The sequence below is a fragment of the Paenibacillus sp. Marseille-P2973 genome, assembly GCF_018101095.1.
GTDB lineage: Bacteria > Bacillota > Bacilli > Paenibacillales > Paenibacillaceae > Fontibacillus > Fontibacillus vini.
Genome location: NZ_JAGQEH010000004.1, coordinates 468383 through 487977, shown reverse-complemented (window position 1 = coordinate 487977; position 19595 = coordinate 468383). Strand labels below are relative to the sequence as shown.

15 protein-coding genes are annotated in these 19595 nt (G+C 51.8%); 9 read left to right on the top strand and 6 right to left on the bottom strand.

Features of this window, described 5'->3' with window-relative positions; all coding sequences use genetic code 11:
* The first annotated feature begins 94 nt into the window (after positions 1–94).
* From mnmL to KB559_RS11710, 4 genes are read left to right on the top strand one after another with little or no spacing between them, the layout of a single operon-like run.
* Positions 95–1045 carry a tRNA modification radical SAM protein MnmL/YtqA gene (gene mnmL, locus KB559_RS11725; protein ID WP_211022036.1) on the top strand — a complete coding sequence of 317 codons (951 nt, stop codon included), beginning with the start codon at positions 95–97 and terminating at the stop codon, positions 1043–1045.
* 3 nt (positions 1046–1048) lie between these two features.
* The gene (mnmM, locus tag KB559_RS11720; RefSeq protein WP_211022034.1) at positions 1049–1660 is read left to right on the top strand and encodes a tRNA 5-(aminomethyl)-2-thiouridylate-methyltransferase MnmM; all 612 of its coding nucleotides are present in this window, start codon (positions 1049–1051) and stop codon (positions 1658–1660) included.
* Positions 1650–2048 (top strand): VOC family protein, encoded by a 399-nt coding sequence (locus KB559_RS11715; RefSeq protein ID WP_211022032.1) that lies wholly within the window; start codon positions 1650–1652, stop codon positions 2046–2048. Before mnmM ends, KB559_RS11715 begins: the two co-directional genes overlap by 11 nt.
* A gap of 43 nt (positions 2049–2091) precedes the next feature.
* Positions 2092–3021: an alpha/beta fold hydrolase gene (locus KB559_RS11710; RefSeq protein ID WP_211022030.1), complete on the top strand. Its 930-nt coding sequence runs from the start codon at positions 2092–2094 to the stop codon at positions 3019–3021.
* A 76-nt stretch (positions 3022–3097) separates the two neighbouring features.
* Here KB559_RS11710 and KB559_RS11705 read toward each other — a convergent pair whose 3' ends face one another.
* From KB559_RS11705 to recQ, 4 genes are all read right to left on the bottom strand, one after another.
* Positions 3098–8596 (bottom strand): HAMP domain-containing protein, encoded by a 5499-nt coding sequence (locus KB559_RS11705; RefSeq protein WP_211022028.1) that lies wholly within the window; start codon positions 8594–8596, stop codon positions 3098–3100.
* Between the two features lie 212 nt (positions 8597–8808).
* The gene (locus tag KB559_RS25380) at positions 8809–8940 is read right to left on the bottom strand and encodes a hypothetical protein (protein WP_280520396.1); all 132 of its coding nucleotides are present in this window, start codon (positions 8938–8940) and stop codon (positions 8809–8811) included.
* 181 nt (positions 8941–9121) lie between these two features.
* A complete protein-coding gene (locus KB559_RS11700; RefSeq protein WP_211022026.1) occupies positions 9122–10894 on the bottom strand; it encodes a B12-binding domain-containing radical SAM protein in 1773 nt (590 codons plus the stop codon).
* An 11-nt stretch (positions 10895–10905) separates the two neighbouring features.
* On the bottom strand, positions 10906–12750 hold the full coding sequence (recQ, locus tag KB559_RS11695; RefSeq protein WP_211022024.1) for a DNA helicase RecQ: 1845 nt from the start codon (positions 12748–12750) through the stop codon (positions 10906–10908).
* Between the two features lie 209 nt (positions 12751–12959).
* On the opposite strand from recQ, the gene KB559_RS11690 reads away from it, so the two are divergent.
* The 5 genes from KB559_RS11690 to rlmD all read left to right on the top strand — a co-directional run bounded on the left by KB559_RS11690 (position 12960) and on the right by rlmD (position 18622).
* A complete protein-coding gene (locus KB559_RS11690) occupies positions 12960–14633 on the top strand; it encodes a spore germination protein (protein ID WP_348772911.1) in 1674 nt (557 codons plus the stop codon).
* Positions 14581–15678, top strand: coding sequence for a GerAB/ArcD/ProY family transporter (locus KB559_RS11685; RefSeq protein ID WP_211022022.1), 1098 nt, complete (start codon positions 14581–14583; stop codon positions 15676–15678). Before KB559_RS11690 ends, KB559_RS11685 begins: the two co-directional genes overlap by 53 nt.
* Entirely contained in the window at positions 15671–16882 is a 1212-nt protein-coding gene (locus KB559_RS11680) for a Ger(x)C family spore germination protein (RefSeq protein WP_211022020.1), read from the top strand. The genes KB559_RS11685 and KB559_RS11680 overlap by 8 nt, the downstream gene beginning before the upstream one ends.
* Positions 16883–16894: 12 nt before the next feature.
* A complete protein-coding gene (locus KB559_RS11675; RefSeq protein ID WP_211022018.1) occupies positions 16895–17080 on the top strand; it encodes a CLC_0170 family protein in 186 nt (61 codons plus the stop codon).
* A 111-nt stretch (positions 17081–17191) separates the two neighbouring features.
* Positions 17192–18622, top strand: a complete 1431-nt coding sequence (rlmD, locus tag KB559_RS11670) for a 23S rRNA (uracil(1939)-C(5))-methyltransferase RlmD (RefSeq protein ID WP_211022016.1) — start codon at positions 17192–17194, stop codon at positions 18620–18622.
* A gap of 90 nt (positions 18623–18712) precedes the next feature.
* Here the strand turns inward: rlmD and KB559_RS11665 are convergent, their stop codons facing one another.
* Together KB559_RS11665 and KB559_RS11660 are read right to left on the bottom strand one after the other, a co-directional pair.
* Positions 18713–19345 carry a TetR/AcrR family transcriptional regulator gene (locus KB559_RS11665; protein WP_211022014.1) on the bottom strand — a complete coding sequence of 211 codons (633 nt, stop codon included), beginning with the start codon at positions 19343–19345 and terminating at the stop codon, positions 18713–18715.
* 57 nt (positions 19346–19402) lie between these two features.
* Positions 19403–19595, bottom strand: a 193-nt coding sequence (locus KB559_RS11660) for a hemoblobin-interacting domain-containing protein (RefSeq protein WP_211022012.1), incomplete at its 5' end; no start/stop codon positions are given.

Here is a 19595-nt window from a genome sequence, read left to right as displayed (position 1 = left end):
TAACCATAGGGTTTGGACCACTTTATACGACACAAAAACTTATTTTGTGACAATTAATAACAATCTCATGCAGAGCGAGGATAAGGGAGTAAAGATGACTACAACACTATCAGAAACACCCGCTATTTGGGGTGACAAACGATTTCATACCTGGAACACAGAGATGCGGCAACAGTTCGGGGAAAAAGTATTTAAAGTGATGCTCGACGCAGGCTTCACCTGCCCGAACCGGGACGGTTCGATCGCTAAAGGAGGATGCACATTTTGCAGTGCGCGAGGCTCCGGCGATTTTGCCGGAAGCCGCAGGGACGATCTCGTCACGCAGTTTAACACGATCCGGGACAGACAGCATCTGAAATGGCCCAACGCCAAATATATCGGTTATTTTCAGGCTTATACGAATACGTACGCGCCTGTGGAAGAGCTGCGTGAATATTATGAAGCCATTCTGGAGCAACCAGGCGTAGTCGGTCTCTCGATCGCAACGCGGCCTGACTGTCTCCCCGACGATGTCGTCGACTATTTGGCCGAGCTTAATGAACGCACATATCTGTGGGTGGAAATGGGACTTCAAACCATCCATGAATCCACCTCCACATTAATAAATCGCGCTCACGACACCCAATGTTATCTGGAAGCCGTAGAGAAGCTGCGCAAGCGGAACATCCGCGTCTGCACCCATATTATTTACGGACTGCCCCAGGAAAGCCACGAAATGATGCTGGAAACCGGCCGGGCCGTCGCTAAAATGGATGTGCAAGGCATCAAGATTCATCTACTTCACCTGATGCGCAAAACGCCGATGGTCAAGCAGTATGATGCCGGCCTCCTGCGCTTCCTGGAAAAGGACGAATATGTGAAGCTCATCGTAGACACGCTGGAATTTCTGCCGCCCGAAATGATCGTCCACCGCCTAACCGGCGATGCTCCCCGCGACCTGTTAATCGGTCCCATGTGGAGTCTCAAGAAATGGGAAGTGCTGAACGCGATCGATGATGAGCTTAAACAACGAGACACCTGGCAAGGTAAATATTGGAGGGGATAACAAATGGGCTTTCTCTCTGTACTAAGCTTTGCCCACAAACTGGCAGGCGAGCGATTGCAGCCTGGCGATAGTGCAGTAGACGCTACGGCAGGCACGGGTGCCGATACCCTCTTCCTTGCCAAAGCTTGCGGTCCGCGCGGGAGCGTATTCTCTTTTGACATCCAGGCCGAGGCTCTTGCATTGACGCAAGCCAGACTGGATAAGGAAGCAAGCGCCCCGCTCTCACCCGTGACGCTGCTGGAGAGCAGCCATGCGGACATGGAAACGGCACTGCCACCGGAAGTCCGGGGCAAGCTAGGCGCAGTCATGTTCAACCTAGGGTATTTACCCGCACAGGGGGCAGACCCTGCAGTAATTACGCATACGGAAAGCACCTTAAAGGCGCTTAACGCAGCTGTAAGGCTTCTGAAGCCGCGCGGCCTGCTCACCGTTGTTCTGTATCCGGGCCACCCCGGAGGCGACGAGGAAGCGGCGGCTGTGGAAGCCTGGGCGGCAGCACTTCCGCAATCGGCAGGACAAGCCATGTTATACCGGCAGCCGCAGAAGCCGGCGTCGCCATATCTCATTGCAGTCGAAAAAAAACAAAGTAAAGAAGGGGATAACGATGCCAGTTAAAAAGATGGAGCATGTGGGCATCCGCGTAACAGCGCTTGAAGATTCCATTGAATTTTATGTCCGGGTGATCGGACTTAAGCATCTATACACCGTAGGGGAGGTTGACGAGCCGCTCCGCCTGGCCTTCTTGACCTTCCCGGGTCAGGAATCCGTAGAACTTGAACTGGTTTATATCCGCGATGGTGAAGATCTGCCGCGTGAGGGTAAAGTACACCATATAGCATTTACGGCCAGCGGCATACAATATGAGTATGAGCGGATCGCGAAGCTCGGTCTATCGGGCCTTGATCCCGAAATCCGTTCCTTACCGAACGGGAACCGGTTCTTCTTTTTTAACGGACCGGACGGAGAAGTGATCGAGTTTTTCGAGCCGGCGCATTTGGCTTAACGCGAAAGAGATTTCCAAATATCCAAGAAGGAAGTGCTGGAGCATGCGGGAACAAACTTTCAAATTTGAAAATGATGCCGGGCACGAGGTGTTTGTCTATGAATGGTCTCCCTCCGACCCGTCGCTCCCTCTGCGGGGAGTGCTGCAAATCGCCCACGGCATGAGCGAGACGGCCGAGCGATATAAACGGTTTGCGGAGGTTTTGACGAGCGACGGCTTCGTGGTTTACGCCAATGACCACAGGGGTCATGGTCGAACCGCCGCCGGGCCGGATGAGCTTGGCTGGCCCGGCAAAGACGGCCTGAACGGCATGGTCCGCGATATGATTGCTCTGGGCGAAATTATTCTAGAAAGGCATGCCAGCCTTCCTCTTTTTCTGCTGGGACACAGCATGGGATCTTTTTTGACGCAGAAAACGATGTATACCGGACCGGATAGATACAAGGGGTTTATTCTGACCGGAACCAACGGTCCGAGAGGTCTCCTTTCCTTCGGCCAAAACCTGGCGATTTTGCAGTCAAAGCTTCAGGGTCCTGATCATCCCAGCCTGCTCATGAACGCTTTGTCCTTCGGCAGCTTCAACAAAAATTTCATGCCGATGCGCACGCCATTCGACTGGCTGTCCAGGGATGAACGGGAAGTGGATAAATACATAGAAAATCCGCTCTGCGGTTTTGTTTGCAGCGCCGGATTTTTCGACGGGCTATTCGGCCTGCTGCGTGAAATCCACCGTCCTGACCGGATGGCCAAAATTCCAAAGGATAAGCCGGTTTATATTTTCGGGGGCGAACAGGACCCCGTAGGCCTTCAAGGAAAAGGCGTCCGCAGACTTGTTGCTCTCTATGAACAGTTAGGGCTTCAGAATGTTGAAGTCCGGCTGTACCCGGGAGGAAGGCATGAAATGCTCAACGAAAGCAACCGGGATGAGGTGAGCCGCGATACCGCGGATTGGCTGATCCGGCATACGGGTTAAACTGCCTCCCTCAAAAATATTATAACGAAAAGGGACCGCTCCAAAGCCATCTGGCTTGGGCGGTCCCTTTTAACTTCTACTTATTATCCGCTTCAGGTTCCCCTTCGATCGGATGGTCAAGCCAGCTCCGGATCAAGGAAAGCAGCTGTGCGCTGTTCACAGGCTTCGTAATATAATCGGAAGCTCCCGCCTCCAGACAAGCCTCACGGTCCCCGCTCATCGCTTTAGCCGTTAATGCGATAATCGGCAGATTTTGAAACTCCGGCTTCTGACGGATCGCCCGGGTCGTTTCGTACCCGTCCATAATCGGCATCATAATATCCATCAGTACGATTTCAATGGATGGCGTTTGCTCCAGAATCTGGATCGCCTCCTGCCCGTTCTCCGCAGGGATTACCTTCATGTTATGACGTTCCAGAATCGTTGTCAGTGCAAAAATATTCCGAATATCATCATCTACGACGAGCACCTGCTTGGACGTGATCATCTCGTCGGATTCATGCAGTTTCACCAGCTTCTCCCGCGACTCAGCCGGCAGGTTCTCAGCCTTGCGGTGCAAGAATAAGCTGGATTCGTCCATCATTTGAATCGGCGTTTTGACTTCTTTGATCACGGACGATTTCATAAGATCCTCAAGCTGACTCTCTTGCTCCTGAGTCCACTTCCGATTGCGGTTCAGAATAATCGGAACGGATTTATTTTGCATATTCTTATGAATTTCATGAACCAGGCCAAGCACGTCCGTATTGCTCAAATCATTGTCGATCAGAATGACGTCAAAGCTGTGATTTTTGAGTTGATTCAAAGCTTTGCGGCCTGTATCTGCAGTAATGATCTCCAAATCGTTGTTGGCAAGAAGCTGCACCGATTCATCGCGGCGGTCGTTGTCGCTCATGACGATAAGCAGACGATGCTTCTCCCGTGCCGAGAACTGTTTCAGTTGATCCAGTTTCGACTCCAGCTCTTCATTGGTTACAGGCTTCCCTAAATACTCATACACGCCTTTCTGACGCAGCGGAATTTCGTCCTCTTCCACCGTGATAACGCAAATCGGAATATGCCGGACACTCAGATCATTCTTCAACTGGTCGATAACCAGCCAGCCGTCCATATCCTTTAGACGTAGATCAAGGGTAATGGCATCCGGACGGTATTTCTGAGCAAGCTCCAATGCCCCGTTGCCCCGGGTCGTAATGATCACCTTGATTCCTTTTTTATGCAAAATATCAAGCAAAATCACGTTGAATTTAACATCGTCTTCCACGATCAAAAATACACTGTCCCCCGGCTCGATGGAATCCCGGTCGTCCTGGATGACCTTCTCTTCCCTCGGCGTGCTTCCCCGTTTGGATTCGCGAGGAGTTACATCGATGACTTCCGGTACGTATTTCGGCGGCTGAACCGGCGTCTCCTGGCCCGATTCTTCCTCCGGCTCATGACCGGGAACATCGGTATACAAGGGCAGGTACAGATTAAAGACGCTGCCTTTATTCACCACGCTGTACAAGGTAATTTCTCCGCCTAACAAAGTCGCAATCTCGCGCGAGATAGCAAGTCCCAGGCCCGTGCCTCCGTATTCCCGGCTCGTGCTTCCGTCGGCCTGTTGGAAAGCTTCAAATATGATCCCCTGCTTTTCAATGGGAATTCCGATACCCGTATCGCTAACCGAGAAGCAAACCACTTCTTTGGCCCGGTTGAGTCGCTCGTTGCCGGCACTCCAGCCATCAACGGCCTTATGGATATGAAGGACGACCTGTCCTTCTTCCGTAAACTTGAAGGCATTGGACAACAGGTTTTTCAGAACCTGCTGCAACCTTTTCGGATCCGTTACCATTTTATCCGGAAGGCTTGGATCCAGCTTGATCAAGAAGTCCAGCTTCTTGTCATCGGCCATAAGGCCGAAGGTTCGTTCAAGCCCTTCGGTGATATCCTTCATCTTGAATTCGTTATAATCGGCGGTTACTGTACCGGACTCGATTTTGGACAAATCGAGAATGTCATTGATCAGTTCAAGCAGCTCTATCCCTGCATCCTGAATCGTCTCCGCGAATTTCACCTGATGGTCCGTCAGATTCTGATCGGGATTCTCGGAGAGTTGCTCGGCAAGTAGCAGCAGCGAGTTCAGCGGAGTCCGAAGTTCATGCGACATATTGGCCAAAAATTCGGATTTGTAACGCGAGGTAAGAGCGAGCTGTTCCGCTTTTTCCTCAAGGATCCTTCTGGCAATTTCGACTTCGTTGTTTTTGCTCTCCACTTCCGCTTTTTGAAGAACGAGCAGTTTCGCCTTTTCCTCCAGCTCTTCATTCGTTTCCTGCAACTCCATCTGCTGGTTTTGCAGTTCTTCCGTCAGGGACTGGGACTGCATCAGCAGCTCCTCCGTCCGGCGGTTGGCCTGCATCGTATTGATTACGATCCCGATCGATTCCGTCAACTGATCAAGGAAATCGAGATCGATATCGGTGAAGCGACGGAACGAAGCAAGCTCCAGTACAGCGAGCACCTGATCTTCAAAAATAATCGGCAGCAGCACGATATTAAGCGGTGCCGATTCGCCGAGGCCGGAGGAAATCATGACATAATCTTCGGGAACATTGGTCAGCAGGATTCGCTGCTTCTCGATCAGACACTGGCCTACGAGGCCTTCCCCGGTCCGGAACTGATTCGATAAATGCTTCCGCTGCTGATAAGCATAGCTGGCGAATAACACTAATGTAGCTTCGCCGTTCACCGGCTCGTTGATATACATAACTCCGTGCTGCATCGAAACCAGAGGAGCAAGTTCGGACAGAATCATGCGGCATACGGCATACAAATCCCGTTGACCCTGCAGCAATCTGGAGAATTTGGCCAGATTCGTCTTCAGCCAATCCTGCTCCGTATTAATCCGGGTCGTTTCCTTCAGGTTGCGGATCATCTCGTTTACGTTATCCTTCAGTTCGGCAACTTCACCCGCTGCCGCCACATCAATGCTTCGCGACAAATCCCCTTTGGTTACGGCGGTAGCGACAGTCGTGATCGCACGAACCTGAGAGGTAAGCGTACTGGCCATGTAGTTTACGTTGTACGTCAAATCGCGCCATGTACCGGCCGCTCCCGGTACATTGGCTTGTCCGCCCAGCTTGCCTTCCGCGCCGACTTCACGGGCCACTGTAGTTACTTGATCCGCAAAAGTAGCGAGCGTGTCGATCATATTGTTAATCGTATCGGTCAGTTCCGCAATCTCACCCTTAGCTTCCACCGTGAGCTTCTGCTTCAGGTTCCCGTTTGCGACGGCCGTGACCACCTTCGCGATGCCCCGTACCTGGTCGGTCAGGTTGGCCGCCATAATATTAACGTTGTCGGTCAGATCCTTCCAGATGCCGCCGACTCCGCGAACTTGAGCCTGGCCGCCAAGCTTGCCGTCGGTGCCGACCTCCCGCGCAACGCGCGTAACCTCGGACGCAAACGAATTAAGCTGATCCACCATCGTATTGATCGTATTCTTGAGTTCAAGCAGTTCGCCCTTTACATCGACGGTGATCTGCTTCGATAGATCCCCGTTGGCGACCGCCGTTGTAACGCCGGCGATATTGCGCATCTGAATCGTCAGATTGCTGGTCATCGTATTTACCGTATCGGTAAGGTCTTTCCAAGTACCGGATACGTCCTTCACATCCGCCTGAGCGCCCAGCTTTCCTTCCGTGCCGACCTCGCGCGCAACGCGCGTCACCTCGGACGCGAACAGGCTTAGCTGGTCCACCATCGTATTCATCGTATTTTTCAGTTCCAGGATTTCGCCTTTGGCATCTACGGTGATTTTTTTGGACAAATCCCCTTTGGCTACCGCAGTCGTTACTTCGGCGATACCGCGAACCTGATCGGTCAGATTTCGGGCCATGTTATTCACGCCCTCGGTCAAATCCTTCCAGGTACCTCCGACGCCTTTCACCTCGGCTTGTCCGCCGAGTTTACCTTCGGTACCGACTTCCAGCGCCACCCGCGTAACCTCGGATGCAAAGGTAGACAGCTGATCGACCATCGTGTTGATCGTATTTTTGAGCTCCAGAATTTCGCCCTGCACATCCGCAGTAATTTTCTTGGAGAGATCCCCGTTCGCAACGGCGGTTGTAACAACGGCAATATTTCGGACCTGGTTCGTCAAGTTGGACGCCATGTAGTTTACGCTCTCCGTCAAATCGCGCCATGTACCTGCCACGCCGCGAACCTGGGCTTGTCCGCCGAGCATCCCCAGCGTACCTACCTCGCGGGCCACCCGCGTAACCTCGGACGCAAAGATGGACAATTGATCCACCATGATGTTGATCGTATTCTTCAGCTCCAGAATTTCGCCCTTCGCATTTACCGTAATATGCTTGGACAAATCCCCTTTGGCTACCGCGGTCGTAACCTCCGCAATATTTCGGACCTGATTCGTCAGGTTGGACGCCATGTAGTTTACGCTCTCCGTCAAATCGCGCCATGTACCGGCCACACCGGTAACCTCGGCCTGTCCGCCGAGAATGCCTTCCGTACCGACCTCTCTCGCCATCCGCGTTACCTCGGACGCAAAGGTCGACAATTGATCCACCATCGTATTAATTGTATTTTTAAGCTCGAGAATTTCGCCCTGCACGTTTGCAGTGATCTTCTTCGATAGATCCCCGTTCGCGACCGCGGTCGTGACGACGGCGATATTCCGCACCTGATCGGTCAAATTGGAAGCCATATCATTAACGCTGTCCGTCAAATCCTTCCAGGTGCCCGATACACCTTTCACATCAGCCTGACCGCCCAGCTTGCCTTCGGTGCCGACCTCGCGGGCCACCCGGGTTACTTCCGAGGCAAACATCGATAACTGGTCGACCATCGTGTTAATGGTGTCTTTCAACTCCAGAATTTCGCCCTTCGCATTAACGGTAATTTGTTTCGTTAAATCGCCGGTCGCGACCGCCGTCGTCACAGCGGCGATATTCCGCACCTGGTTGGTCAAGTTCGCAGCCATATTGTTTACGCTGTCCGTCAGGTCCTTCCAAGTCCCGGATACGCCCTTAACATCGGCTTGACCGCCGAGTTTGCCTTCGGTACCCACTTCCCGGGCAACCCTGGTCACTTCGGATGCAAAGGTGCTAAGCTGGTTGACCATCATATTAATGTTATTCGCGGTTCTTAAGTATTCCCCGGTCAGAGGCCTTCCTTCGAATTCAACCTCTACCTTCTGCGTCAAGTCCCCCTGTGCAACCGCATTGATTACACGGGCAACTTCGGCGGTAGGCTGCACTAAATCGCTGACAAGTCCATTGAGCGATTCAACGACAAGCTCCCAAGATCCGCCGGTATTTTTATGATTAAATCTGCGGGTAAGCTTGCCTTCCTTGCCCACCACTTCGGCCACAGTGCGGATTTCTCCCACCAGGCTTTCCTGCATGTCCATAATTTCATTAAACGTGTCTGCCACTTTGCCTGAGATGCCCGTCCGGTCGTAGGGCAAGCGGAAAGAGAAATTCCCTTTTTTCATAGCCATTAAAGCGTTCAGCAATTCCGCGACATCGATTTGATCGTTCGACGACTGGGTCCGCTGTTGTTCCTGATCCGACATCTTCAATCCTCTCCCGACATTGTTGTATATTGATTTATTTACAACGTATGACATTTTCGTTACATCTAATATATTACTATGGAATTCAGTACCCTGTCATTATTCCGGGGACATCTAAGGAAAAATTACCCACATCAAGGAGAAATTTTATGTTTCCATAAATAGAAAGTCCCGCCAAGCCCGAAGGCTAAGCGGGAAATCAGAAATTTATCTTACAATACGAATGCTCTGGAGATGATCACGAGCAAAATGAACAGTACCAGAATGGCACCTGTTGAAGTAAAAATACCGCCTGGGTAACCTCCACCGCCGCATCCAACGTTTCCACCAACTACACCACTCACAGGGATTCCTCCTTTGGTTTAGAGTACACCCTATTCTATTCCAAACCCAGTCGATTGACTGGGCCATTCCAATACATAGGCTTATGCCTGCGCCGGTTGCGCCTGATATTAAGCCATTCCCCGCTTTAACCTGAATGATGTAACAGGATCAGACGACGGCAAAATAGAGAAACTATTCTCCTTACGCTAGAGCCGAAGTAACCGGCATCGTATAGTAGACCGGCTTCTGATGACCGGCATCATCCTGCTGGTACAACACAACTAACAGCGTGCCTTCCTGTCGTTCTTCGAAGTCCGTTTTGCCTTCCAATACATCCGTAAGCGAAAAAGGAAGCTCGTCCAGAACAGCGCATTTTTGCAATTCCCGCTCGCCGAGATCAAGCGCGGCAAACGCCGGAGACACTTCGGCCGGACGCTCGGTTAAAGCCTTGAAATAAGCGGTCCGCCGCGGTTTGTCGATCCGGTCTTCCCACCAGATTTTGCGTGGCTTGTACTTGTGACCCAGGAAATAGTCCAGCTTCATCAGACCGAGCACGATCTCCGGCTGCTTCATACCGCGCCATTCCAGAAACTCATAGAGCCGGGTAAACAAATCCTCCAGCTGATGGCCGATTCGCTGCCATCCCTGTCCTTCCCAGAAATCTCCCAATTCCTGAAAGAAATCGAATGGCGATTCGAACTCCCGGGTAATCAAATACTCCATCGTATTGTCCATCCGGTGGTCGTTCCAATATTTCTCCAGCACATCCTCCAAACGCTTCAGCCGGACGATATCGGAGAAAGGCATAATATCGTTGCCCAGAATTTCATAAGGGGCATGATCCATATAAGTGTAATTGTACTTGGCGGCGTCATTCCTAAGCCCCGTACCGCGCAGCATTTTCAGGAACCCGAGCTGCAATTCCTCAGGACGCATGGCAAATACGTCGTTGAATGTTTTACGGAAGGAAGCGTAATCCTCCTCGGGCAGCCCGGCGATCAGGTCGAGATGCTGATCAATTTTTCCGCTGTTCTTGATTTTCATGACGGTCCTCGTCAGCTTGGTAAAGTTTTGACGTCGCTTAACGAGTTCATTGGTGTTATCGTTTGTCGACTGGACCCCAATTTCGAACCGGAAGATGCCCGGCGGAGCGTTCTCCGCCAAGTAATCCAATACCTCGGGCCGCATGATATCGGCCGTGATTTCAAACTGGAATACGCAGCCGCCGTGATTGTTGATCAGGAACTCGAACATTTCCATAGCGTAGCTGCGGTTGATGTTGAAGGTCCGATCCAGAAATTTGATCGTTTTGGCACCGTGTTCGATCAGATACAGAATATCTGATTTTACCCGTTCAATATCGTAATAACGCACGCCCACCTCAATGCTGGACAGGCAGAACTGGCAATTGAACGGACAGCCCCGGCTTGTCTCAAAGTAGACGATCCGTTTGCCCAGATCCGGAATATCTTCCGGAAACCGGTGCGGCGACGGCAATGTGTCTAGATCGGATTTCGGACGGGCCGGATTAACCCTAACTTCTCCGTCTTTCCGGTAAGCCGCACCGAATACATAATGGAATTTGCGTTCTCCTGACAGCTCCTGCAGCAGGTGATGGAACGTCTCTTCACCGTCGCCCATCACGATATAATCAATACTTTTCACCCGCTCCATCCAATATGCCGTGTCATAGGAAACCTCGGGCCCGCCCAACACGATCGCCGTATCGGGCAGCACCTTTTTCAGCATATCGATAACCTTGATCGTCTCTTCGATGTTCCAGATATAACAGGAAAAGCCGATCACGTCCGGCCGCTTCATATATAAATCGGATACGATGTTCAACACCGGATCCTTGATCGTATACTCTGCCAAATCGATATCGAACTCACCGCCGCTATAGGCTTTGAGCAGTCGAATCGCCAGTGAAGTGTGGATATATTTCGCGTTTAATGTAGCTAAAATAACTTTCATCGTTCACAACCCTATTCCATATTTTGAAAAAACTCGAGGAACGGCAAGCCGTATTTGCGGTATTTGACTTCCCCAACACCTTTAATCCGCAGCATTTCGGCCTCGCTTGTCGGGCAGATCATGCTCATTTCGCGCAAGGTCGCATCGTTGAAAATAATGTACGAGGGAACCCGGTCCTTCTCGGCCAAATCACGCCGGATCAGCCGCAATTGCTCGAATACCGTTTCATTAACCGCTGAAGGACCATCGTCGTAAGCGGCGCCCCGCCGGCGGGAACCTCTTGTGCGGGATGCCGCATTGGCTGCGGCCGGCTCCGGCGCACGCATCATGACCTGATGCTGGCCTCGCAGAACATCTCCCGCCAACGGCTGCAGGCGGACAACCGGATATTGCCCTTCGGACAGGGCAAGATATCCTTCCGCGATAAACACGTTGATCAGCTCGGAGATTTCCTTCTCGGTTCTGCGGCGCATCATGCCGTAAGTCGGCAGGCCGTCAAAGCCGTATTGGAGCACCTTTTTGTTCTGGGAGCCCTTAAGCACCGAAGACACCAGGGAAACGCCGAAGCGCTCCCTCATCCGGTGAATGCACGAGAATACGATCTGTGCATCCACGGTCATGTCGACAAGTTCACGCTCGTCCCGGCAGGAGCTGCAAATGCCGCAGGCTTCCCGGTTATGGGCTTCGCCAAAATAATCGAGCATTCCCCAGCGCAGGCAACTCGTGGAATAGCAGTACTCTATCATCTGCTGAAGCTTCCGGTACTCATTGCGCTTGCGGTCTTCATCCTGAGGGTTCTGCTCGATCAGGAATTTTTGCGTCATGATGTCCTGCGGGCTGAACAGCAGAATGCACTCGCTCGGTTCGCCGTCCCGCCCGGCCCGGCCCGCTTCCTGAACATATGCCTCCATATTTTTGGGCATGTTGAAATGGATCACGTAACGCACATTCGATTTATCGATCCCCATTCCGAAAGCGTTGGTCGCAACCATCACCCGGATATCGTCATAGAGGAACGCTTCCTGGCTCTCCTCCCGTTCACGGTCGGACATGCCGGCATGATAGCGCCCTGCCGGTATGCCGTTTTCCCGTAAACGTCCGTACAGATCGTCGACCTCTTTTCGGGTCGCGGCATAGATGATGCCGGGTTGATGCCCGTGCGTTTCCGCGTAATTCATAATGAATTCACGCTTGTTTTCGCCCCGCAGCACCGACATGGCCAGATTATCCCGGCCCAGGCCGGTTACAAAAACGGACGGATCGTTTAGCCGGAGCAGGCGGATCATATCCTCTTTGACTTCCGGCGTCGCGGTCGCCGTAAAGGCCGCCAGAATCGGGCGGCGCGGCAGTCCGTTCACAAAGGGTGAGACGGCGAGATAGCTCGTCCGGAAATCATGTCCCCACTGCGAGACGCAGTGGGCCTCATCGACGGCCACACAGGAAATTTCAAGCCCGCTCATCTCTTCACGGAACCAATCCAGTTCCAGCCGTTCCGGCGCGACATAGAGCAGCTTCAAATCGCCTCGCTTAGCGGCGCGGATGCGGTCGTTCACCTCTTTACCGGACAAGGTGCTGTTAATATAAGCGGCCGGAATCCCCATTGCGATGAGCGCATCCACCTGGTCTTTCATCAACGAGATCAACGGGGAGACGACCAGCGTCAGCCCGGGCTGCAGCAGCGCCGGGATCTGGTAACAAATCGACTTGCCTCCGCCTGTGGGCATAATGCCAAGCGTATCGGCTCCATCCAGCATGCTGGCGACGATTTTTCGCTGTCCTTCACGGAAATCGGGATACCCGTAATATTTTTGCAGCAGCTGCTGCGCTTGTTCCAGACGGGTGGTTTGAGCATTCATTGAACTAAACTCCTTATATCTTATAGATATTCTAAACTCTCAAGTGTTGCAATTTATTGTACCGGGCCCTGAAACAATGGGCAACTTTTGCGGTTTAATACAGCCAAATTGCACACCGGGTACATAAAGTGCCCGCCTCTTATCCACACTTACTATTATATACTTTAACCCCTTAAGAGAGGGTCCTTATTTTATTGGAGGAATACGCCGTGAAAAAGTGGAGCGAGACCTATCGGGCTTATAAAGATCAAGAGAAGAGCTCTTCCGGTTCCGGGGAAGCCGCCGCTAGTCGGGGCTTCTCCCTTCCTTTGAGCCCCTCGCTTGACGATAATCTGGCCAAGATTGAACAAGCGATCGGCGTCAATGGCGACCTTAGCGTGCGTAATTTTCTCATTGCTAACCGATTCAAGGCGGCTCTTGTTTTCCTGTCCTCGATGACCGACCAGAACGGCATTCGGGAGAACGTACTAAAGCCGCTTATGCAATGGCAGGAACCCGAAGTTAAAGATGATGAAGAGCCATTAAGGGAGCATCTGCTCGACCGGCTCTGGAATGAAACGATCTATATCAGCGATGGCCAAAAATGCTCCGAAATATCCCGGCTCTTCGATTTGGTCTCTTCCGGCTACGTGGTGCTGCTTCTGGACCAATGCGAACAGTCGATAGCCTTTGCCATGCGCCAGATTGAAAAACGGGGCATCGAACAGCCCCAGACCGAACAAGTAATCCGCGGCGCACGCGAGGGATTCATCGAACTGCTCGACACTAACCTGGCGCTGATCCGGTACCGGCTGCAAACTCCGGACCTCAAGATCGAAACCGGGCCGGTCGGGCAGCGAACCCAATCCCGTGTGGCCGTCTGTTATATTCAAGGCATCACGGATCCGGAGCTCGTGTCGGAGGTGATGCTTCGGATTTCCAAAATCAATTTCGACGGGATCATCGATGCCGGTTACATCGAGCAGTTTATCGAGGATCAGCCGATTTCGCCGTTTCCGCAAATCCAGAATACGGAGCGGCCCGATAAAACCGTCGCCGCCTTGCTGGAAGGCCGCGTCGTCATTATGGTTGACGGATCCTCCTTCGCTTTGATCATTCCGGCCCTGCTCGATCAATTCTTCCAGACCATCGACGACTACTCCGAACGATTCATCATCGGAAGCCTCGTCCGGTTCATAAGGCTGATCGCCCTGTTGTTTTCCTTGTTCTTTCCTTCACTGTACGTTTCCGTAATTTCGTACAACCCCGAGCTATTGCCCACCGATTTTGCCGTGGCGATATCGGGCGGCCGGGCCGGCGTTCCTTTTCCGGCCGTCCTTGAAGTGTTTATTATGGAAGTTTCCATGGAGATTTTGCGTGAAGCAACGATTCGCCTTCCGCAGATGATCGGCGGGGCTTTGTCTATCGTCGGCGTACTCGTCGTCGGCCAAGCCGCCGTATCTGCCGGTCTCGCCAGCCCCATCACTGTCGTAATCGTTGCGCTGACCACGATCGGCTCGTTCGCCACGCCAGCTTATAACGTAGCTATCGCCCTCCGGATGCTCCGCTTTCCACTGATCTTTTTGGCGGGGCTATTCGGCTTATACGGCGTCATGATCGGTGCCGTTTTTATCATAAATCATTTACTCTACCTGGAATCATTCGGAAGGCCGTATCTCTTATCTCTGATTACCGGCATGAGAGAGCGGCTAACCGACACACTGTTCAGAGCACCGTTATGGTGGATGAACCGGCGGCCCTCCCATCTTCACCCGATCGATGCCACCCGGGCGCCTTACGGGAAGACACAGTCCTACATCGATGGCATATTCCAGTCAAAGGGGAATTCCAATGAACAGGAACCAGAAAATCTCAACGACCCAAACCGCAATCGTCGTCGCTAGTACAACATTCGGGGTAGGCGTGCTTAGCTTTCCCAGGTCGATGGCCGAAGCCGCGGGGAGCGGCGCCCCGCTAATGACTTTGTGCGGTATCGCGGCCGCACTGGTCCCGCTGTGGCTGATCATTTTATTAGGGCTTCGCTTCAAAGGGCAGAGCATTTTTGAATACGGTCAATTGATCATCGGAAGATGGCCTGCCAAAGCGGCAAACCTGCTCCTGTTCCTCTTCTTTGCAGTTTCATCCGCCCTCTCTTCCCGTCAATTCGGAGATGTCCTCTCAACCGTTGTCTTCCGTAAAACACCGATAGAGGTAAGCATCATCCTGATTTTATTGACGACCGCATTTTCCTGCCGGCGCGACATCGTCAAGTTCAGTTTTATCCATATCTTCTACTTTCCTTTTATCTTTTTTCCGTACCTGCTGCTCATGCTGATTTCTTTGCAAAGAATCGATTTACTGAGTCTGCAGCCGTTGCTCGGTAATGCCCCGATGAAGTTTAACCCCGGCCTCTTTCAAGCGGCTTCCTTGTTTCTTGGGTCTTTTATCGTCACCATCCTAATTCCTTATATGAAAAAGCCCGAATCCGCCCTGAAATCGGGGACTTACGGGATATTCATCAGCGGCGGACTCTATATTCTCATGGTATTCTCGGTCCTCGGCATCTATGGTTCCGAAGAGACTAAGCTGTTGCTCTATCCCACGCTTGAACTGTCCCGTTCCATTTCCCTAGGAGGAGGGGTGCTGGAACGATTTGACGCCATATTTATCATCATCTGGTTCGTTACCGTGTACACCACGCTATATTCCAGCTACTACCTGGCTTCTTTTGCGTTCAGCAAATTGTTTCGATTTGCCGATCAGCGCCTTACCTCTTCGTTTTTGCTACCTGTCTTGCTGGGAATTTCCCTGCTGCCGCAAGACGTATTCCGGGAGCGAAATATCGTCCAGAGCTTGGAATTTAGCGGTTTACTATTTCTGACCTGTTATCCTCTTCTGCTGCTTATCATTTCACTCCTTCGCCGAAAAGGAGGCGTGACCCATGAATAATATTGTCAAAACAGGACTGTTTAGCCTGCTTTTCGTTTGCTGTGGAGTCCTCTTGACGGGATGCTGGGACAGTCTGGAGATCGAAGACAGGGCGCTGGTTCTCGGGTTGGCGATCGACGAGGCTCCACCCGAAATCATGGAAAAGGAAACCAATGTGACCCATGAAAAGGGGGAGCTGCCGAACAAGATGATCCGCATTACTGCGCAAATTGCCGTTCCCGGCCGGGTTCCGCTCGGCCCGAGCAGCGCTACCAGCGGGGAAGGCACCCAAAATTCAGTTTGGGTCGTTCAAGTGGTCGGACACAGTCTGGACGATGCACTGAACAATTTGCAGCAGCAAATCGCAGACCCCAGATATTTGATCCATTTACGCGTTATCGTCATCAGCGAAGCGATCGCAAAACAGGGACTCGATGATCTTAACGATTATCTCCGGCGCAATCCCGAAGTCCGACGCCGGACCTGGCTCCTCGTATCCGATGTGGAAGCCTCAAAAATCATGGACGTTGCCCCGCCTCTGGAGCGCGTTCCTACCCTTTACCTGCTGTCTATGGTTGAGAAGTCCGTGAAGACCGGCAAATTCCCTTTGGATTATTTGGGTGTATTTTGGACTGCGGAATCCAAATGGGGACAAGACGGCTATCTCCCCTACATTTCAATCCGCGGCAAAGAAAATATATTGATCAAGGGAATGGCTTATTTCAGCGAAGGCCGGCTAGTCGGAACAACCAGCCCTATCGAAATCGGCGGATTCATGGCGGCCAAAGGAATGGACCCCGGCGGGTACTCCGTTTTGGTCAAAGTCCCGGAGATGGGCTTCGTAATGGTAAAAACCCAGGAGCGGCATACGAACATGAAGGTTGAAATCCAAAACGGAATTCCCAAAGCTTATCTGAATATTAAATTGGAAGGTATGATCTCGGAACATTTCGGGTCGGCTTCGGAGATTGATTCGCCCGACAAGCTTGATCTTGTTGAGAAAATCTTCGCCGAAGATGGCATTAAAATCGTTAATAAGCTGATCCGGGATACCCAGACCAAACATTCGGATATTCTCGGCATCGGGGAAATCGTCCGTGCACGTCAATCGGCTTACTGGAATCAACATGTCCACGAAAAACGGGATTGGGAGAAAATCTATTCCGACATTCCTGTCGAGGTTCGGCTTCATATGAAAATACGCCGCGTCGGATTAAAAAATTAGGGGGGAACATCCATGATTCGGGTTATCGGGTTCGACGGCATCATGTTCTTTTTGTCGGGAATGTTGTTGCTGACAGTGGACCGCAGGATTTACAAAACCGAACACAAGAATAAGGAAGCGACGTATTCTTCACTCTTCGGATGGATTAATCTGTCCGGTGCGCTTGTGCTGCTCCTTATATTTCTGTGGCTGAGATGATGCTGACATCCGTCTGACGGCCAGTCCGGGCGCAGGAATCATGGTGCTCGTCCGGTTTGCGTGGTATAGTTAAGTCGGACAAAACTAACAAAATGGAGAATTTATCATAGTATGAAAAAATCCAAGAACGAAAAGTCATATCATTCCAAGCCCAATTCCCGGATCTCCAACCGGCAAACGGCGGAGGAGCTTCGGGCCGGCGATATAATCGTCGTAACGATCAAGCGGCTTGGCATTAACGGCGAAGGGGTAGGCTACTACCGCCGCAAAGCAGTATTCATCCAGGGAGCTTTGCCGGACGAAGTCATCAAGGCCGAGGTTATCCGTGCGGAGCCAAAATATATCACCGCCAAAATCACGCACATCGAGAAGCGTTCCCCCCATCGGGTTGACGCCCCTTGTCCGGTATTCGGAATCTGCGGCGGATGCCAGATTCAGCATCTCTCCTATGAAGGACAAATGGCTGCCAAAGAGGATATTGTCCGCGAAGCCTTCTCCCGGTATGCCGGGTTTCAGGATCTCCGGATGAAGCCGATTCTCGGCATGGATCATCCTTGGGACTACCGCAACAAGGCCCAGCTCCAATTGGGCATGCAGCAGGAAGGCATGATCGCCGGATTGTACGCCATGGATTCGCACCGGCTCATCGATATTACGGGCTGCCCGATCCAGCATCCTAAGGTCAACGAAGCGGTGGACCGGACAAGGAATGTCCTGCAGCGGCTCCAAATCCCGGTGTACCGGGAGAAGAGCAACCAGGGACTGGTGCGGACCATCGTCGTCCGCTGGGGATTCCAGTCCGGTCAGCTGCAGGTGACGCTGGTCACATCAAGCGACAAGCTGCCGCATCGCGAGCAGCTTGTCAAGGAGCTCAGGCTCGCGATGCCCGAGCTGACAAGCATTGCGATGAACGTCAATCCGAAGAACACGTCGCTCGTGTTCGGCAATAAGACGTTCATCCTGTGGGGCGAGGACAGTATCCAGGAGTCGCTCGGCGACCTGGATTTCACCTTGTCACCGCGCGCTTTCTTCCAGCTTAATCCGATCCAGACGGTGAAGCTTTACGAATCGGTGCGCGCCGCCGCCAAGCTGACCGGCCGGGAGACGGTGGTCGACGCCTACTGCGGTACAGGAACGATCGGCCTGTGGCTCGCCCCTTATGCACGCGAGATCCGCGGGATCGAGTCCATCCCCGAGGCCGTGGAGGATGCGAAGGAGAATGCTGCGCGCAACGGGCGCACGAATACGACCTTCTACCAGGGCCAGGCGGAAGAGCTGCTTCCGCGCTGGGCAAAGGCCGGCTACGCCCCGGACGTCATCGTCGCCGATCCGCCGCGCACCGGTCTGGACCCACGCTTCCTTGAAGCGGTGCTCCGCACGAAGCCGAAGAGGTTCGTCTACGTGTCTTGCAACCCTTCCACGCTGGCCAAGGACTGCAAAGTATTAACGGACGGCGGCTACGAGGTTGAATGGGTGCAGCCGGTCGATATGTTTCCGCAGACCAGTCATGTGGAGTGCTGTGTCTCGCTGGTAAAGAAGTAACTTTTATAAGAAGCTTAAAAGTACCTGTACAGTCCAAAGCAATAATAAAGACGCAAAGGAATCCTACTCCTTTGCGTCTTTTGCATCCGATTATTCAAGAACAGGGTCCGGTTCATTTCCGTTAATCTTGTTCTCCCTTATTAATCCGTACAAGAAGAGTCTGGTTACTTCTTTGGAGAGCTCTTCCGGCGTCTTTAAGCCCGCCCATAATTTTGTTAATGTAAGGTGTTCAATAACACCCACGATTGCCGTGGCAACAAGGTTAATATCGATAGTAGAATCAAAGTAACCATTTTCCACCTCTACGGCAAGATTTTCTTCAATCCGCTTCGCCATTTGTTCCTTTATTTTAATAGCATCCGCCGAGAGAAAAAAACCGATCCGGGCAACATGTTCATTTTCTTGAAATATCTGAAACACCAAAGCAATATTACGGGTGATTCGTTGCAGCAGGCCTGACCTATCAATTCCGGAAGGGAGTCTGCTTTGTGCAACTCTAGTAAACAATTCAACTTTGAACAAATCGATCAATTCTTGAAAAATTGCATCTTTGCTTTTGAAATACAGATAAAATGTAGGCTGTGTGACATTGGCTTCTTTTACGATTGCGCTGATTTTCGTATCATGGAATCCTAATAATGAAAATTGTTTTGCTGCGATCTTCAAAAGCAGTTCTCTGCTTTTTTCTCCATCCGCACCGATTTGCCGACCTCTTTTTTTCAAGTTGGAACAACTCCAGTGAAATAAGTATCTCTATCATTACAACTATGCTTATTATAATCAAGATTCTATAATGATTGCTACTCCAACATCTTCATACCAATCGGCTTTGATTAGAAATTGGTGCGTTCCCGGTTTCAGCGAACCGCCTGTAAGATCTATGTCAATCTTTCCGGCAGTCGACTTATTCACCCTGGAACTATGGATGGGGAGCGAGTTACCATTCATATATATTCCGGTAATCCCGTCTCTC

Bases quoted from the DNA above. Each gene is read 5' to 3' on its own strand.
- recQ (WP_211022024.1), bottom strand. From the start codon at position 12,750: ATGAATGCTCAAACCACCCGTCTGGAACAAGCGCAGCAGCTGCTGCAA.
- mnmM (WP_211022034.1), top strand. From the start codon at position 1,049: ATGGGCTTTCTCTCTGTACTAAGCTTTGCCCACAAACTGGCAGGCGAG.
- KB559_RS11705 (WP_211022028.1), bottom strand. From the start codon at position 8,596: ATGTCGGATCAGGAACAACAGCGGACCCAGTCGTCGAACGATCAAATC.
- KB559_RS11715 (WP_211022032.1), top strand. From the start codon at position 1,650: ATGCCAGTTAAAAAGATGGAGCATGTGGGCATCCGCGTAACAGCGCTT.
- KB559_RS11680 (WP_211022020.1), top strand. From the start codon at position 15,671: ATGAATAATATTGTCAAAACAGGACTGTTTAGCCTGCTTTTCGTTTGC.
- mnmL (WP_211022036.1), top strand. From the start codon at position 95: ATGACTACAACACTATCAGAAACACCCGCTATTTGGGGTGACAAACGA.
- KB559_RS11710 (WP_211022030.1), top strand. From the start codon at position 2,092: ATGCGGGAACAAACTTTCAAATTTGAAAATGATGCCGGGCACGAGGTG.
- rlmD (WP_211022016.1), top strand. From the start codon at position 17,192: ATGAAAAAATCCAAGAACGAAAAGTCATATCATTCCAAGCCCAATTCC.
- KB559_RS11700 (WP_211022026.1), bottom strand. From the start codon at position 10,894: ATGAAAGTTATTTTAGCTACATTAAACGCGAAATATATCCACACTTCA.
- KB559_RS11675 (WP_211022018.1), top strand. From the start codon at position 16,895: ATGATTCGGGTTATCGGGTTCGACGGCATCATGTTCTTTTTGTCGGGA.
- KB559_RS11685 (WP_211022022.1), top strand. From the start codon at position 14,581: ATGAACAGGAACCAGAAAATCTCAACGACCCAAACCGCAATCGTCGTC.